This window comes from Cytobacillus sp. SAFR-174 (genome assembly GCF_051964675.1).
Classification (GTDB): domain Bacteria; phylum Bacillota; class Bacilli; order Bacillales; family Cytobacillaceae; genus Cytobacillus.
On sequence record NZ_JBQCMZ010000010.1, the window covers coordinates 63437 to 80783 of the forward strand.

Sequence of the window (17347 nt, forward strand, 5' to 3'; positions counted from 1 at the left end):
ACCTACAGGATTCTAGTATCTTGTACCCTTATAAGAGTTTTCGAAACATTATAATATTTAATGAGCGGAATCTATTATTCTATTGGAGGTACTAGATGAGGAAGCCAATTTTAAAAGTAGCGTTAGCTTCAACTCTTGTTTTTGGGGCAGTCGGAGCACAAGCAGCTTTTGCACAGCCAGTCGGCGTAAACCAGAACCAGCCGGTAAATGTATTCGATAAGAAAGCAGTCAATAAAATTAATGCAGAAAATATCTATAATAATATTGATTTTCTTTCACAAACCCCGCGTGTAGCCGGTACGGAATCGGAGTATAACGCTGTTCAGTATATTAAAAGCCAATTCGAGTCCTATGGCTATGAAACGGAGATTCAGCCATTCACGTTTTATGGATATACACCTCCAAGCAGTATGGAAGTGACCATTGACGGCTATGAAGGAGAACTGCAGCCAAGATCCTTTACCTATTCAGTCAATGGGAATGTGAGCGGGGAGCTGGCATTTGCCGGTCTGGGCACAGTCGAAGAACTGGAAGGTGCTGATCTCACAGGCAAAATTGCACTAATTCAGCGAGGTTCCATTTCTTTTGCTGAGAAAGTACTAAACGCAGCCGAAAAAGGCGCTGCCGGTGTAATTGTTTTTAATAATGCAGAGGGTCCATTAAGCGGCACACTTGGAGAACATAATGAAGAGTATATTCCGGCGTTAGCCCTGTCAAAAGCAGAAGGTGAGGCCATACTTGCTTTGCTGGAGAGCGGTGAAACCTTAACAGCTTCCCTGACCATTGAAGGTGCGGAGGCAGGAGAAAAAGTTTCCCATAACGTGATTGCCACAAAAAAACCGACCAGCAAAAAGAAAGCGAACGATGACATTATTGTAGTCGGCTCACACCATGATTCTGTAGCCGGGGCGCCTGGGGCGAATGACGATGCTTCCGGAACAGCGATGACATTAGAGCTTGCACGCGTATTCAAGAACATTCCGACTGATACAGAAATCCGCTTCGTGACTTTCGGAGCTGAAGAGCTGGGATTGATTGGGTCTTATCATTATGTTGACAGCCTTTCTGACGATGAGATCAGCAGGACGATTGCGAACTTTAATCTTGATATGGTTGGAAGCAGGGATGCAGGCGATTTAGTGATGATGACATTGGATGGAAAAGAAAATCTGGTAACAGAGCTATCACAAGCATCAAGTGAAAGGCTGAACGGTGAGCCGACACCAGTATATCAGGGCGGCAGAAGTGATCATGTTCCATTCGCAGAAGCGGGCATACCGGCCGCATTATTCATTCACAGCCCTACAGAGCCGTGGTACCATTCTCCAGAGGACACAATTGATAAAATCAGCAAGGAAAAGCTCCAGGATGCAGCAGAAATTGTGGGTGCTGCCATTTATGATAAAGCGCGTTTTGATAACATGGGCCCTAAGCCGAAAAAGAAGCATAAAATGAAAGCAGCACCAGAGATGGTTTATGAGCAAGAAGTGAAATAAGTATGAGAGCAGCCGTTCCTTTAAGGGAGGCTGCTCTTTTACTTGTGTTTTTCACGCGTATTCATCCATCGAAAAACTCTGGTAAGCCAGTAGGCCAGCAGGAATAGGGTAATGTAAATAAGAAATATATAAATATAATTAACCCATTTATACTTTTGGAATAAGCCATGTGCGACAAGCAAGGGCTTAAAGCCAAATCCGAAAGCCAATGCAGTTAATAGAGCATAAAGGTAGTAATTTTTATTGTTTTTCAAGGTCCATTGATATACGAGCATAATAGTGACGGGGATAATGGCTGCATCTAATGACAAGCTGGGTATGAAAGGCAGCAGCTGATACGGGTAGGCCCACAAACCGAAACGGATTCCCGCTGCGTCCACATATGAAAAAAGGACATGAACAGCAAAACCAAAAAAGCCGATGTGAAAAATGAGCTTCCGGTCAATTTTAAAATATACAAGCACCAGGGGCAGGATGAGCAGACATGCAACAGTCCAAAACTGCCATGTGCCGAGGTGGGAATATTGCTGCCAGTATTCAATCCCATGCCGGGTAAGATCGCCTTGAATAGCAACGAGTTTGTTGAAGAATTTATCTTGAGCGGGTGACAAACAGATCCCTCCCTTCATTCTGCTGATGGTTATTTTGTCCAGAAGGGTGTTTTTCATGCCCGTTAACTTTCACTTTTTAAAGCTTTAAATAGACATATTCCCATTTGAAATATGATAAAATGATACAAATTATGAATTTGGATTTTTTGGAAAGAAGGATCAATGTGAAGAACATAAAAACATACATTCTCCTCACGTCCATCATGGCTTTATGGGGATTGAATGTCAGCATAATTAAGATTCTTGTCAGTTATTTTCCTCCGGTTTCAATTACTTCTCTGCGAATATTAACTGCAGGCATAACGGTGTTTTTACTATTAGGCATAATGGGAAAAGTGAGGAAGCCGAGCGTTAGGGAAATCTCGTATATTATTTTTGGCGGCCTTCTGAGTGTTGTCAGCCACCATCTTTTTCTGGCAATAGGCCTAACGGGGACAAGTGCAGTGAATGGAGGGCTTATTTTAGGTGCGGGTCCTCTTTTGACAGCTATCCTGTCTTCCATTTTGCTGCGCCACAAGCCTACAGGCATCCAGGTGCTTGGTTTTTTGCTTGGCGGTGCAGGCGTGACTTTTATTGTTCTTTCAGGAAATAAAGGGATATCGAGCTTAACACCGGGCGATTTCTTTGTGTTCCTGTCCATTCTTTCACAGGCTCTTAGCTTCATTGTGATCAGCAAGGCTTCGAAAACGCTTGATCCGCGATTGCTGACAGGCTATATGCTGGTTTTTGGGGGAGTGATCCTGTTTGTAATGGCGAGCGTAATGGAACCTGGCGGACTTAAGGGCATATCAGAAGCGCCAGCCTATGTCTGGGCTGCGTTTGCCGCATCTGCCGTATTGGCAACAGCTGTCGGCCATATGGTTTATAACACAGCCATCCGTAATATAGGGCCGGCAGAAGCCAGTATTTTTTTGAACCTGAATACCTTTTTCTCACTGGCAGGCTCAGCGCTGATTCTTGGTGAAGTTATCACCATCAACCACTTGCTTGGGCTGGTTCTTATTGTGGGAGGTGTCCTTTCAGGATCTGGAGCATTGGAGGATTTATTATTCAGGAAGCGGAGAAAAGAAAACAGCCAGTATATGTAAAGTATCTTTTAATAGCGGTGACAGGCACCTATACCAGTCAGACAAAGTGGTATAGGTACCTGTCACCTTTTCTTTTTTTTGCAAAAAGTGGAATAGTGGGAAAGGTGTATTCAAAGACCGCAAAGGGGAATAGAGAGGCTATAGAGAGAGGAGGAGCTTGGATGTATTTATCAATAACACTAAAAATGGCTGTGGGGCTGGTAACACTGTTAGCGGTAACCCGTATTCTTGGAAAGAAGGAGCTTTCACAGGTAACCCCGTTTGATTTTGTCTATGCGGTTGTTCTTGGAGGGATCATTGAGGAAACGATTTATGATGAAAAAGTAACGGAGCTTCAAGTTATCTATTCTGCATTCCTATGGGGAGCTTTTATTTATATGATTGAAATTCTGGCAAAAAAGAAAAATATTTTCAGAAGGATTTTAAAGGGCAGCGAGTCGATCCTTGTCAAGGAAGGCAAGCTGGATGTGAAAGAGGTGGAAAAAAACCATCTTGAAATGGAGCAGCTGAGGACTATGCTGCGCCAGAAAGGGATATTCAGCATGAATGAAGTCAAATATGCTTACCTTGAAACCAATGGGGGCTTAAGTGTAATGAAATACCAAAAAGAAGAGCCTGTCACTCCGGAAATGATGAAACTTGAGGTGAAGGAAAAGAATCCTTCCATTTTACTGATCGATGAAGGAGAAGTAGTGGAAGACGGCCTGAAATTACTGGGTAAAGATGGAGAGTGGCTGAGGGAGTCTATTAAAACTGAAGGCTATCACAATATCAAAGAAATATTCTGTGCGGAATGGTTGGAAGAAGAGGGGTTTTATATCGTAGCTTATAAAAAATGAGCCTTGCATCTGCAAGGCCCTCTCTATTAATATCCCTTTTGATAATCAACGAGATTAATGCCTGGTATACCGTTGGTTATATACTCTTTTAAATTGGGAATAAATATATCTTCAATCACACGTCTGGTATAGTGTTCCGTCGATCCGGCTGTATGCGGAGTAACGATGACATTATCAAGCTCCCACAGCGGGCTGTCTTCAGAAAGCGGTTCTTTTTCAAATACATCAAGCCCTGCACCGGCAATCACGCCGTTCTGCAGTGCGTCGATCAAATCTCTTTCTTTTACAATTTCACCCCGTCCGATATTGATAAAGAAGGAAGAATCCTTCATGAGAGCAAACTGTTCGGAGCGGAATAGTTGCCGGGTTTCCTGTGTAAGCGGAAGGGTGACGACAACATAATCACATTGAGGAAGCACATCGTTCAGCTGTCCGGACGTATACATTTCATCAAAATACTCTTCAGATTTTCCGGAGTGGCGAACTCCAATTACCTTCATGCCGAATGCTTGGGCAATCCTGGCCGTTTCTTTTCCGATGGCTCCTGCGCCAATCAGGCCGATGGTTTTATTATGTATTTCGAGCTTTAACCCGGAATGGTGCCATACTTTGCCTTGCTGATTTTTCACATATGTATGGATTTTGCGGGTAAGCCCGAGCATGAGAGCGAAAATGGTTTCAGAAATAGGGTTGGCATGTACGCCATTGGCGCTCGTAATCTGGATGTCCTGTGATTCCATTTCTGCCAGGGGGAGGGAATCGACACCTGCACTCCAGGATTGGAACCAGCGGAGTTTGCTGTCCCCCTCGAGAACCATCTCTTTAAGTTCCTTTTTCCAGCCGGCGATGACTTCGGCTTTTTTCATTTCATTTTGCCAGTTTGCGGAATCTTTGCCGGAGATGAGCTCCCAATCGGGAATGATTTCTTTTATTTTTTCAAGCTGTGAGGGTTCCAGATCGTGTGTAATGATACAGGTTCTTTTTGTCATGTGTGTGCCTCCGTATTATTTTTTGAAAAGTCGGTAAATATATCATAGTCTATAAAGGGAAACTTTTCTAATAAAAAATCCCCGGGTGTAAAGCACCGGGGGATATCTATCTATTATGAGGGCTGAAAACCTATTAATTTGGCTTTCTTATCAACACCGAGCGTCGTCTTGTCCGGGAAGGTAATGACAGAACTGATGTAATCCCAGCGGATCAGAAAATGGGTGACGCAATCTTCTTCCTTTTGCTGTTCTTCCGGAATGTTGGTACCGTCTTCTTTTTGTACCATTGTTCGCTTGAAGCAAGGGTTCTCAACCCAGATTCCCATGCTTTCTGTTTTGATCAGTTTAACAAGGTACCACTCATCAGGCTGAAAAATACCTGTAATGGAGCCGACGAGATCATTTGGAAAGTTCTTAAATTTTATTTGGATCTTTTGACCTGTAAAGTTTTCAAGATGCATATATGAACCTCCTGAACTATTAAAATTCGTTTTTTATACTCTTCCTTTATTTGAGTGTTTTAAACATCAAAAAAGCAAGATCCAGTCATTTTGCTGGACCCTGCTTTTTGTCTAGCGTTCCCCGTCTACATATTTTCCGTGATCTGGAACGGCTATTTCATCAAAATCATTCACAAGTCTGGTGAGGCTTTCTCTTAATACAGCGGCAGCCATGGGTATGCCGTGTCCAGTAATGGCTACATCCGGCTGAAGGGCTTCAAGTTTCTGTACGGATGTCCTGGCCGCATCCCAATCTGTCGTCAGATAGCGGGGCGGGCCGCTGATTTCCTGTTCCTGGGTGAGGACACTGTATAAGGATTCCTGTTTCACTGTTACGAAAGCATCACCTGCAATCAGCACACGATCCGATTCCCTGAACAAGGAAACATGGCCAGGGGTATGACCTGGTGTGTGGATCCATTTCCATCCTTCCATATGGGGAACATTTCCGTCGTCAGGCAAAGGCTGTATATGGGTTCCGAGATCGATGCCTTCATGCGGAAAAGTGGGGGACATCTTTGCGACAAGTCCGCCTTCAACACTCGCGTCGGGTTTTGGGTAATCCTGCTGTCCGGTTAAGAAGGGCATTTCCAGTGTGTGTGCGTATACAGGAACCTGCCAGCGCTCAACCAAATCAATAATTGCACCAACATGGTCAAAGTGGCCGTGTGTAAGAATAATGGCCTTCGGTCTGGCGTTCTCCCCAAAAATTTCTTCGGCGGCATCCATGATTTTCTCTGCAGATTTTGGCATACCTGCGTCAACCAAAACCCAGTCGCCGGGCTTTTCTGATATTCGCACAAAACAAACATTAACAATCTGAACTGTCAGGCAGTAAACTCCATCCGCTTCGTTTACAATCATCCCGCTCGTGGAGGAAGTCATGGGCATATAGCGTTCAGTTGATGAACTTTCCTTCAAAAATATTACCTCCTTTTAAAATAACAGACCTCTTATCTTTTTGAGTATACCCGCATGTGACCTTTGTATGCGGCATATTCAGGAGGCGGAGGGAATAAATGCAAAAAAAAGCTCTGCCGCATTAGGGCAGAGCTTTGAAAAATCAGGATAGAAATTCATGCGGGTTTAATCCGAGTTCCATGCAGATTTCTGTAACAGCCTGTTTTTCATTTTGATCAAAGTTCCCATCAGCATAACCGATCGCGATGCAATAACGGGCTACAAGGCGGGCGATCTCAGGCTTATTTCTTACCCGGCCAACTGCTTTGAAGGCTTCAGCCCGGCCGATGATCGGGTCCATCTCAATCCGCTGGACGAACATATTGAATTGCTGTATCACCTTTTGGGTATCAAATACTTTTAACTCCTGGCTGCTGTTTACAAATTCGATCATCTTTTGGCGTTCAGATGGATCAAGTCTGCCATCTGCCATGCCGACAAGAGCGCATGAAGCTACAACGGCATCCATGACATCCTGGCTCTTGAATCGGGTGAACAGCTCCTGTGCGCGGCGCTTTTGGTCATTGGCCCACTGAGCGTAATCTGTCTGGTTAGGCGACCATGAATTGCCGCAGGCATTACAGGTGAGCTTCAGCTGATTTTTACCAATAAAGCCGCCAAGAAGTCCTACAGGGCCAAGGATGAGTCCTCCGATTGCTGCTTTTCCAAGGCCAAATCCCTTTTGACCGGTGCGGATGTTAGTAGATCCGCACCGGGTGCAGGCAATATTCCCATCTGTATAGGATTGAGCCTGTACCGGCTGTCCAAAACCTGTTTGGCCGCCCATGGCAGAAGGCTGGGAAGGAGGTGTGCTATATGCAGTCTGATTGTAGGCAGGCTGGCCAAAAGACGACGGGCTGTAGCCTGATTGAGTCTGCTGGCTTTGCTGTGGGCTGAATCCATGAGACTGCTGTCCGTAATTTGCCTGCTGCTGAAACTGGCCATGGCCGAATGACGGCTGCTGACTTGGAACAGGTTCATCATCTACGGAAACACCGAAATTGCGGCAGAGGGCAGCTAATCCTCCCTGAAATCCGCTTGCAATGGCATTGAATTTCCACTCGCCATTGTGGCGGTAAAGCTCTGCAGCGACGATGGCTGTTTCAACAGTAAAATCACGGCCAAGGTCGAAGCGGAGCAGTTCCTCGTTCGTCATGGCATTAAAAATTCTCACATAGGCATTTGAAACTTGTCCGAAGTTCTGACCCTTCATCTGGGCATCATGAATGGTAATAGTAAATGCAATTCGATGGATATGCTGCGGCACCTTATTCAACTCGATGCGGATTTGTTCATCATCCCCGGTGCCGGCTCCCGTTCTGTTGTCACTGCTGTAGAGAATCGATCCGTTTCCGCCGGAAGGATTATTATAAAACACAAAGTCACTGTCACTTTGCACTTTGCCGGATGCGCCTGTTAAAAATGCTGAAGCATCCAGGTCGTATTGAGATTGATTGTGGCTGACATCCCAGCCCAATCCTGCCATCACAACCTGCAAACCAGGATTGGTTTTGGTCAAATCTACTTTTTGTCCCTTGCTCAATCGAACTCCCACAGATTTCACTCCTAAATTCGTTTTTATGTATGGATAATTTGTTATACGTACTGGAAAGAAAGAAGTTTCATAGTTTTCATTATAATGGAATCTAATGCGAAGTGAAACTTGAGCGGGCTTTCTTGGAATGAAAAAATGATTTTGGTACTGGTTGTAGAATAGAATATTAATGATGATGTTTTTGTCATAGGAGGAGATAAATTGAATAAAAAAGCGAAAGTATTTGCGCATCGCGGTGTCAGTGGACGTTTTCCGGAAAACACGATGGCCGCTTTTCAGGCTGCATTGGAGACAGGAGCAGATGGCATTGAATTGGATGTGCAAATGGCGAAGGATGGTACGCTTGTAATCATTCATGACGAAAAAGTGGACAGAACGACTGGCGGAACCGGCTATATAAAGGACATGACCTTTGAAGAAATCCTGAAGCTTGATGCCGGGAGCTGGTTTGCGGATGTGAACGCAGGAGAAACAATCCCTGACCTGGAGAAATTTTTAAAATGGGCAGTGATGGAGGGCAATGAACTGCTGATTAATATTGAATTGAAAAATGATTTGATTGACTATCCTGGGATGGAGAGAAAGGTGATTGACCTTATACTTAAATATGGATTGGAACAGCGTGTCATTATCTCATCCTTCAATGCGGAGAGCCTGAGGAGAGTCCGGGACTCTCATGCAGCTATACAGACGGGGTATTTGATTGAAGGCATTCCTGAAAATACACTCGAAATTGCCAAAAAAATCGATGCAGACAGCATTCATTGTGAAGAGAGGTTTGCTCTATCCGAGTTTGGGAGGAAAGCAAAAGAAGCAGGATTTCCGCTTCGGGTGTATACCGTAAATGATGAAACCCGCAGCGGATTGTTAAATAATGCAGGAGTCGAAGTGATTATGACCGATTTTCCGGAAAGGTTTTTGAAATAATGAGTTAGTTGCAAGGGTGAAAATTCTGATTATTCGCGCAGAGGTTGTATAATGCCAAGATAGACACCGCATATTCAGCAAAAGTGAATAGAAGCTGCATCAAGCCGAGAAAATATGAATTTATCCATGCATAAAAAAACAAGCGCACATCATGAGCGCTTGTTTTGATTCCTACCAAAGCACCGGCTTGGCTACCATGAACCAGAGCATGAGCATTAACAAAAATAGATAGATCCAGACGGAGCGGGTGAGCTTTCTGATTAGGAAATGCTGATCTGCTCCCGGCTCATCAAATTTCCTAAGGACGGGAGTGAAGGCCCGGGCGAGAAAAAAGACTGAGCCTCCCATGACTGCCAGGGTAGCGACGATCCAAGATGTCGTCCAGGCCCAGTGGCTGTTCACGATTAGAAGGATACCCGAGCCTACAAGTACATGTCCTGCATGCTTGACAAGGCGCACGGACGTCCTGAAGATGCCGATATATGCCTGCTGGACCCCGGGATGAGCCGTTCCCAATTTATTGACGATTGGGATCAGAATAAAAAATGGTCCAACAGAAAGAATGGCACTGCTGACATGGATATACAGCAGTATTCGGTACAATATGTCCATTCCGGCAGATTACTTCTTCACTGCGCTGAATTCATGAACCCATACACGCATTTGCGGAAGCCAAGGCATTCCCGGATGCATGGAAAGGATGGATTGCTTGTAGTCTTCCAAATTTTCAAAGCCTTCCTGGCGGGCATCTTCGTCAGTTAACTCTCCGAGAGACTGTGAATAAACTTTTTCTACAACAAAGTCCTGTCCCTCAAGTGTCATGATTTCTCCCACATCAGCATAGCGGCCGTTGCGGCGTGTAGCTGTTTTCTTTCCTGCAAGAACCTTTTCAACGTCCTCTTTAACTGTCACCATACGGTCTACTGAACATGTTTTCGGCGGTAATGTATTTGGGTCATGCTGATTTGACATAATCTATTCCTCCTTATGTAAATGCTTACTTTTTAAACCTTACCATACTTTCCTGCGGAAATGCAGTTTATGAATCGCTTTACGGGTAAAAAAGCCTGAGGAAAGCATCCCTCAAGCTTAATGCCTATTTCAATTTAAATGAACTCTTCAGTGAAACAATCCGGTTAAAGACAGGTTTTTCTGCTGTCGTATATTTCGGGTCTGCATTGAAATAGCCATGGCGGAAGAATTGGAACTTATCCTGGGCTTTTACATCCTTCATATTTGGCTCGATGAAACCATGAACAATTTCAAGCGAATTCGGATTCACGTAGTCAAGGAAGGTTTTGCCTTCTGCTTCGTTTTCAAGAGCTTCATCTGTATCTGCCTCAGCGTTCTGATCGGCATCTTCGTCAAGGATCAATGGCTCGTACAAACGGAATTCAGCCGGAATGGCACTCTTGGCATCAACCCAGTGAAGCGTACCCTTAACCTTTCGGCCAGTAAAGCCTGATCCGCTCTTTGTTTCAGGGTCATATGTGCAATGAAGCTCTACAACATTGCCATTCTCATCCTTGATGACATCGTTGCACTTGATGAAGTAAGCATGCTTTAAGCGGACTTCATTGCCAGGGAAGAGGCGGAAATATTTTTTCGGCGGATCTTCCATGAAGTCGTCCTGCTCTACATAAATCTCTCTTGAAAATGGAATTTGGCGCATGCCCATTTCCGGGTTCTCCGGATTGATTTCTGCATCAAGCATTTCAGTCTGATCTTCCGGATAGTTTGTAATTACCACCTTTAATGGACGGAGTACACCCATTGTACGGGGAGCCTTCATTTTCAGGTCTTCGCGCACAAAATGCTCAAGCATTGCTTCATCCACTACACCAGAGCCTTTTGACACACCCGTTTCTTTTACGAACTCGCGGATTGCTTCCGGAGTGTAGCCCTTGCGTCTTAAACCGGAAATCGTCGGCATGCGCGGGTCATCCCAGCCATCAACATAATTTTCTTCTACAAGCTGCTTTAACTTTCTTTTACTCATTACTGTATTAGTAATATTCAGGCGGCCAAACTCGATTTGCTGTGGCGTGCTTTCCATTTCACACTCTGAGACAACCCAGTTATATAGCGGGCGCTGGTCTCCAAATTCAGTGGTGCATAAAGAATGGGTAACCCCTTCGATTGCATCTTCAAGCGGGTGGGCAAAAGCATACATCGGGTAGATGCACCATGTATCACCTGTATTATGGTGAGTTGCATGTGAAACACGGTAGATAACCGGATCGCGCAAATTCACGTTCGGTGAAGACATGTCAATCTTCGCTCTAAGAACTTTTGCTCCGTTTTCGAATTCACCTTTGCGCATGCGTTCAAATAAATCCAGATTTTCTTCAACTGAACGGCTGCGGTATGGACTTTCTTTTCCAGGCTCTGTCAGTGTTCCGCGGTATTGGCGGATCTCTTCCTGGCTTAAGTCATCCACATAGGCTTTTCCTTTTTTAATTAAAAGAACAGCGCGGTTATACATTTCTTCGAAGTAGTTTGAAGCAAAATGAAGCTCCTCCCACTCGTAGCCAAGCCATTTAACATCTTCTTTAATGGCATCCACATATTCCTGATCTTCCTTAAGCGGGTTCGTGTCATCAAAACGAAGATTCGTCTTGCCGTTAAAGTCGTCTGCCAGGCCGAAGTTGATGACAATCGATTTGGCATGTCCGATATGAAGATAACCGTTCGGCTCAGGAGGGAAACGGGTAATGACCTCTTTGCGCTTACCCGACTCCAGATCCTCTTTAATAATCGTTCGTATAAAATTTGAATTGTTTTCCAAACCGGTATCAGCCTTTCTGTTTATGTAGTTAGTACTTATTTTAATAATATCGGGAAGGAAAATAAAGCGAAACTTCCCTTAGCTGTGTTTGCTATCGTTTTTAGGGCAATACTCTTTATTCATTCTATCTATTATAAACAAGACGATGGTGGAAAAAAAGTTTTTCTCAATGCTGGATGCGAAGTTTTACAAAAATGTTAAATACTTTCAAAGGAGGAGGAATAGAGGGAGTTGAACAGAATATCTCTTAATAGGAAATAATCTATTGAATGGAGGAAGGAACATGTCTGTAAAGTATCCGGTTTTAGAAGGAGCAGAACCTTTTTATTTTGAAGGAAATGAGATTGGGATTCTGGTTTCTCATGGCTTTACCGGTTCAACTCAAAGTATGCGTCCGCTAGGGGAAGCTTATGCAAATGCTGGATATACGGTCTGCGGTCCACGCCTTAGGGGACATGGCACTCATTATGAAGAAATGGAAACAACGACCTATCAGGACTGGATTCATTCTGTTGAAGAAGGTTATCGGTGGCTGAAAGAGCGCTGCAGTACGATATTCGTTACAGGTCTGTCAATGGGCGGCACCCTGACATTGTATATGGCCGAGAAATATCCCGAGATTAAGGGGATTATCCCGATTAATGCAGCGGTTGAGATTCCTGATATGGCGGCAGCAGCCAGCCTGGAGGATGTCCGTTTCCTTGATGCAATTGGTTCAGACATAAAAAATCCTGAAATAAAAGAGCTTGCCTATGAAAAGACACCGGTAAAATCGCTAGGTGAAATAACGGAACTTATGAAGAAGGTGAAAGCCGATTTAGGGAAAGTGACTTGTCCTGCGCTGATTTTTGTCTCAAAAGAAGATCATGTAGTTCCTCCTTCTAATTCACAGGAAATATACAGCGGCATTAAATCAGCTGCCAAGGAATTAGTCACCCTGGACAACAGCTATCATGTGGCTACGTTGGATAACGATCAGGATATCATTATAGATAGAACACTGCATTTTCTGCAGCGGGCACTGGAAACAAGCAGCCTTCAGGGGTGATGAGGGGAGCTTAATCAGGCTCCTTTTTTTTTGACTTTAAAAGGATATTCCCATTGTCCCATTCGTTGTTGTATGCCTTGATCTGATGCAAATTCCCGTTCCTTTTTGCAGCCAGTTATGATAGCATTTAGTGATGCGAAATAATTTAAAATCATTTTCTTTACTGGATGAAAGGGGGATGCACTTGGAAAAGGCTGCAAAAGAGACTTTATGGACAAAGTCTTTCATTATGCTGATGGTCGGGAATTTATTTGTTTTTATGTCGTTTCAGATGCTGATCCCAACATTGCCTCCATATATCAAGTCCATAGGGGCAACTGGTCTTGAAATTGGGCTGGTAACAGCACTGTTTTCGATTGGAGCCGTTTTGAGCAGGCCTTTCATCGGATTCATGCTCGAATATAAAGCAAGAAAGCAGCTGGTGCTAATTGGGGCAGCAGCGCTTTTGGCAATAACCATTATTTATCCGCTTTCAAGCGTGGTGATGATTTTTCTGCTGTTCCGATTCATCCATGGGCTTGCCTGGGGCTGGTCAACTACTGTGAATGGGACAGCGGCTGTAGATGTAGTGCCTAATTCCAGGCTCGGAGAGGGAATGGGTTACTATGGCCTGAGCGTTACGATTGGAATGATCATTGCTCCAAGTCTTGGAATCTACCTATATCAGATTACTTCCTTTACAAATCTTATTTATATCTCAAGCCTACTTGGGGTGATTGCCATTGTGCTCCTGGCCATTGTCCGCTACGAAACACCTGAGGCTGTTATGAAAACAAGGAAAGAGGATCTTAAATTCTCTTACCTGGGCTCTTTAGTTGAAAAATCCAGCTGGTTTCCTGCGTTCATCACCATAATTGTGACATTTGGATATGGCTCCATCGTAACGTTCATCGTTATTTTTGGCGAAGAGCGGGGCATTGATCAGATATTTCTTTTCTACCTGTTTAATGCGATTATGGCATCACTATCAAGGCCGGTTGCCGGAAAGTGGTTTGACCAGCGGGGGCCTATGGGGCTCGTGCTGCTTTGCACGTTCCTGACTTTCATAGGAATGTGGGTACTTTCCTTCGCTCATTCGAATTTGTTTATTATCATTAGCGGAATCTTGTTTGGAATTGGCTTTGGCTCATTGATTCCTACTCTGCAGTCCTGGACGTTATCAATGACACCATCCAACCGGCGCGGTGTGGCAAATGGAATGTTCTTCTCCTCCATCGACCTTGGCATTGGACTAAGCGGGCTTGTGTTTGGGGTGCTTGCACAGTATGTGGAAACGGCGGCACTCTTCCAAATATCAAGTGTGTTCCTGATTCTGGGCATGGCTGTTACAGTCTTCTATGGGAAACGGCGCCGGGCCGCCCGGCCGCAGCAGGCCTCATAATGAAGAATGAAAACTGGCAGGCAGGAATATATATTTCTGTCTGCCAGTTTTTATTTTGATTAGAGGTGGTATTAATAGAGAGAAGCTGATTCTAACTATTAAAAATATTACACAGGAATACAGCAATGTTTCAAAAATGATAGAGAAATGAAATTTTTTGCAGAAAAGTTTTTGCTACAATATAAGGATAAAGGATGAAAATTGGCGTATTATGCGTTTTTTTATAAAGTATGCTGATAAAGCCCTATGAAAGTAGGAAATCAGCAGGCTGGATCAATAAAATTCTTTTAAAAGCCGCCGCCTTTAGGCGAGCTTTTAAAAATAGCACTGCGGGGGATCAAGATGACTTTAGAGAAGCAGCTAATCAGCAAAACCTTTTATAAGACCTTCATGGAATCTAATGAAAATGTACATCCGATCAGGGTTTTGGGTGAACTGTATGTGGCTGAGCAGCAGAACGAGGTGCCTGATTTAACTAATATCCGCTTCGCCCAGGGTGAAGTCTATTTCCTTAACAAGGATTACGAAGCGGCCATTTTTAAGTGGGAAAGCATTCCGAATGAATTGGGGCCATGGGCACAGAAAAATATGGCTGATGCCTATTTTGAATTAGATCTGCTTTCAAATGCAGAGGACTTTTATAAATCGATTGAAACAGACTCAGAGGTGTTGAAGACCGAGGTGCTCCTCCAGCTGTTTTCACTTTACATACAGCGCGGCAAGCTTGAATTGGCTGTTGAATCTATTAAAGAGGCTGTCCGGTTAAATCCGGATTATCCGGATGTGACCGATCTGGCACGCGGATTCTTTGAAGAACACAGCGATTGGGGAAATGCAGTGGAGCTGGCTGTCAATGAAGCCATCAGGACCGAGTCCCTAGCCTGGTTTGAAGTTCTTCATTCATATGTGGAACAGGGGCGGACAGCAAAGATGGAGCCGAACTATTTCAATGAGGCGCTTTCAGTGCTGTACCGTACAGATCAGGCTAACTTTGAAGGGTTATCAGCGGCTCTTTGGGTTAGCTACAAGACATCAGATCTGTATTTCCCATGGCTGAAAGAATACAATCATCTTCTCCTGGATATGGAGCCGGGACGATCACATACATGGAGCGAGCTTTCGGAGCTTTATAAAGATACTTATCTTGAAATGATCAGCGGGAAGCATTTAATCCGGGACTTATCCCATCTGATTCCAAATCATATAACGAATTGGGTGAAAATAGCTGCTCCTTCTCATTATCTTGTGTCGGCATCGGCAGTGCTGGCATGGAGCGAAATATTTCCATCCAATATTGATTCTTCTGCTGTCAGTGAAGCAGAAAGCCTTGTGAACCGTTCTGTCCGTTATCAGGAAGGCCTGGAGGAAAGCTTTAAGCTTTTCGAAAATATCATGAAATGGGCAAAGGATAAAGGCGTCCTGATGGGTGAGCGATTTGAATGGATGGTCCGTGAGCTCCTTGATTTGGATTCCGGCCACTTGCTGATTGCCGGTGCAGCATCAAATGGAAAATCCTCGTTTGTGAACACTCTTCTCGGTGAAGAACTGATGGGGGATTCAACCTCTGCTTCGGTGCTGTTCAAGGATAGTGATGAAGCGGAAATCCATGCTATTACAGACGAGGAAGTCAGAAGCATTTCTGATCTTGAGGATTTTAGGCAAAGTGCAGAGAAAAGCCAGCAGACGCTCATACGCTGCAAGATGCCATTCAATTTTTTACAGAATAACAGACTCGCTGTCATAGATACCCCGGGTCTTGCGGGGCAGAGCAAGTTCAGAAATGGTGTGTTCCAATACCTCCATTTCGCTGACAGTATGCTATTTGTCCTGAATGCGGATTCCCCTTTGACAGATAAAGAGCTGGATCTTGCTGTAAGAATGCGAGAGCAGGCTCCGGAACTGCCTATTCATTTTCTTCTCAGTAAAATGGATCGGATTCCGGACAGCCAGGATGCCATTGAGCTTCTTGACGAAACTCAGTCCCGTGTTCAAACCTATTTCCCGAAAGCAAAGGTGTTTGCTTTCTCCGCCTATTATGAAAGCGAAAGCCAGCTCAATGATTTAGCTGTCTTTATCAAGTCGATGATCGATGGACGGAACAGGAAAGAAGAACGTACAGCTAAGGTTCTTTACTATATAAAAAAATCCATCAAATTCCTGCTTGAAAAACGTGTTGAGATGGAAAATAGCTTGATTGATACGATTAAATGGAATGAAGAGATGGTGACAAAACTAAAGGGTGCCAAGAATCAGCTGATGGATATGGAAGAAGAGAAGGTCCGGACGATTAAAAGATCGTACAGCAAGATTAAAGATGAAATGAGAGCGGATCTTGAGAAGCAGATTCCGGAACTGCTTCGGAATTGTTCAGAAATGGTGACAGAAGACAGTGATTTTGGAAAAATCCATACTGAACTAAATGAGGAAATGAATAATCGGGTACATCAATATATTGAAGACACAGTTTTGCCGGAGTTTCATGTTTCCATTCAGGAATGGATTGCGGAAAGTGAAGGAGAGTTCAGAAGCAGCCAGGCGTATTTGGATGAAATGAGCCAAGGCTTCAATGAGCTATACGGCGAGGATAAAATCGCGCTGGACTGTGATTTCAGGGTCCTGGATGACTGGCGCCGCGACGCTGACCGGATGACGCGAGGGAGTGTTCAGCTTGAAAAGGCCAATATTCTAAACCGCTTTTCACCATCACAGTTCCTGCTCAAGAGTGCAGGAAAGCTGTTTGGAGCCATTCAGCAGAATAAAACCATGCTTCATAATAAATATAAACAGTTCATTGAGCATGAAGACTATAGCGAAATTGCAGAATTCATTACCGATAAATTCATGCAGCAATTCGAACTCTTCGAGAAATCGCTTGAGCGGGATATTAAGATGTTCTTCAGAAATCCGTTTGACGTATTGAATCATACAGTTGAAGAGACATATACGAACATTGCGGAAAATAAAGAAGCATTAAGCGATATGCGCAAAAATCCTGAGATTTACCAGGATCCTCTGACACTATTTGAACTGAAGCTCCGCCAGTTTGAATGGATGACTTCAGCAGGGGAAAGAGTTAAGGAATATCGTTAAACATTGGGAAGGAGTAATCCTTCCTCTTTTTTTATGAAAAAAATAGAAAAATAGGTTTGGTTTGTATCAAATAAG

General features: G+C 44.1%; 15 protein-coding genes. 7 read left to right on the forward strand and 8 right to left on the reverse strand.

From position 1 onward, the window contains the following. Positions 1–95 precede the first annotated feature (95 nt). Positions 96–1496: a M28 family peptidase gene (locus tag ACTHRG_RS12055; protein ID WP_440231246.1), complete on the forward strand. Its 1401-nt coding sequence runs from the start codon at positions 96–98 to the stop codon at positions 1494–1496. Positions 1497–1534: 38 nt separating this feature from the next. Here ACTHRG_RS12055 and ACTHRG_RS12060 read toward each other — a convergent pair whose 3' ends face one another. After that, entirely contained in the window at positions 1535–2107 is a 573-nt protein-coding gene (locus ACTHRG_RS12060; RefSeq protein WP_440231247.1) for a CBO0543 family protein, read from the reverse strand. A 164-nt stretch (positions 2108–2271) separates the two neighbouring features. On the opposite strand from ACTHRG_RS12060, the gene ACTHRG_RS12065 reads away from it, so the two are divergent. Further along, complete coding sequence (locus ACTHRG_RS12065; protein ID WP_353615006.1) at positions 2272–3195, forward strand: DMT family transporter; 924 nt, start codon at positions 2272–2274, stop codon at positions 3193–3195. A 161-nt stretch (positions 3196–3356) separates the two neighbouring features. Then, positions 3357–4034 carry a DUF421 domain-containing protein gene (locus tag ACTHRG_RS12070; protein WP_440231248.1) on the forward strand — a complete coding sequence of 226 codons (678 nt, stop codon included), beginning with the start codon at positions 3357–3359 and terminating at the stop codon, positions 4032–4034. A 26-nt stretch (positions 4035–4060) separates the two neighbouring features. Here the strand turns inward: ACTHRG_RS12070 and ACTHRG_RS12075 are convergent, their stop codons facing one another. The 4 genes from ACTHRG_RS12075 to ACTHRG_RS12090 form a co-directional block, all read right to left on the reverse strand. Beyond that, positions 4061–5023: a D-2-hydroxyacid dehydrogenase gene (locus tag ACTHRG_RS12075; RefSeq protein WP_440231249.1), complete on the reverse strand. Its 963-nt coding sequence runs from the start codon at positions 5021–5023 to the stop codon at positions 4061–4063. 113 nt (positions 5024–5136) lie between these two features. Then, complete coding sequence (locus tag ACTHRG_RS12080; RefSeq protein ID WP_048009723.1) at positions 5137–5484, reverse strand: hypothetical protein; 348 nt, start codon at positions 5482–5484, stop codon at positions 5137–5139. A 111-nt stretch (positions 5485–5595) separates the two neighbouring features. Then, positions 5596–6414 (reverse strand): MBL fold metallo-hydrolase, encoded by an 819-nt coding sequence (locus tag ACTHRG_RS12085; RefSeq protein ID WP_286148509.1) that lies wholly within the window; start codon positions 6412–6414, stop codon positions 5596–5598. A gap of 172 nt (positions 6415–6586) precedes the next feature. Further along, on the reverse strand, positions 6587–8038 hold the full coding sequence (locus ACTHRG_RS12090) for a TerD family protein (protein WP_076258267.1): 1452 nt from the start codon (positions 8036–8038) through the stop codon (positions 6587–6589). Positions 8039–8239: 201 nt separating this feature from the next. Between ACTHRG_RS12090 and ACTHRG_RS12095 the strand changes: the two genes are divergently transcribed. Further along, positions 8240–8965 carry a glycerophosphodiester phosphodiesterase gene (locus ACTHRG_RS12095; protein WP_335449873.1) on the forward strand — a complete coding sequence of 242 codons (726 nt, stop codon included), beginning with the start codon at positions 8240–8242 and terminating at the stop codon, positions 8963–8965. 171 nt (positions 8966–9136) lie between these two features. On the opposite strand, the gene ACTHRG_RS12100 is transcribed toward ACTHRG_RS12095, so the two are convergent. From ACTHRG_RS12100 to ACTHRG_RS12110, 3 genes are all read right to left on the reverse strand, one after another. Continuing rightward, positions 9137–9577, reverse strand: a complete 441-nt coding sequence (locus tag ACTHRG_RS12100; RefSeq protein WP_076258271.1) for a hypothetical protein — start codon at positions 9575–9577, stop codon at positions 9137–9139. Positions 9578–9586: 9 nt separating this feature from the next. Beyond that, positions 9587–9937, reverse strand: coding sequence for an ASCH domain-containing protein (locus ACTHRG_RS12105; protein ID WP_076258274.1), 351 nt, complete (start codon positions 9935–9937; stop codon positions 9587–9589). A gap of 124 nt (positions 9938–10061) precedes the next feature. Beyond that, a complete protein-coding gene (locus tag ACTHRG_RS12110; protein ID WP_440231250.1) occupies positions 10062–11753 on the reverse strand; it encodes a glutamine--tRNA ligase/YqeY domain fusion protein in 1692 nt (563 codons plus the stop codon). A gap of 283 nt (positions 11754–12036) precedes the next feature. Between ACTHRG_RS12110 and ACTHRG_RS12115 the strand changes: the two genes are divergently transcribed. The 3 genes from ACTHRG_RS12115 to ACTHRG_RS12125 all read left to right on the forward strand — a co-directional run bounded on the left by ACTHRG_RS12115 (position 12037) and on the right by ACTHRG_RS12125 (position 17272). Beyond that, a complete protein-coding gene (locus tag ACTHRG_RS12115) occupies positions 12037–12801 on the forward strand; it encodes an alpha/beta hydrolase (protein WP_076258278.1) in 765 nt (254 codons plus the stop codon). 178 nt (positions 12802–12979) lie between these two features. After that, positions 12980–14182 (forward strand): MFS transporter, encoded by a 1203-nt coding sequence (locus ACTHRG_RS12120; protein ID WP_076258280.1) that lies wholly within the window; start codon positions 12980–12982, stop codon positions 14180–14182. A 342-nt stretch (positions 14183–14524) separates the two neighbouring features. After that, a complete protein-coding gene (locus ACTHRG_RS12125; RefSeq protein WP_076258282.1) occupies positions 14525–17272 on the forward strand; it encodes a dynamin family protein in 2748 nt (915 codons plus the stop codon). Positions 17273–17347 lie beyond the last annotated feature (75 nt).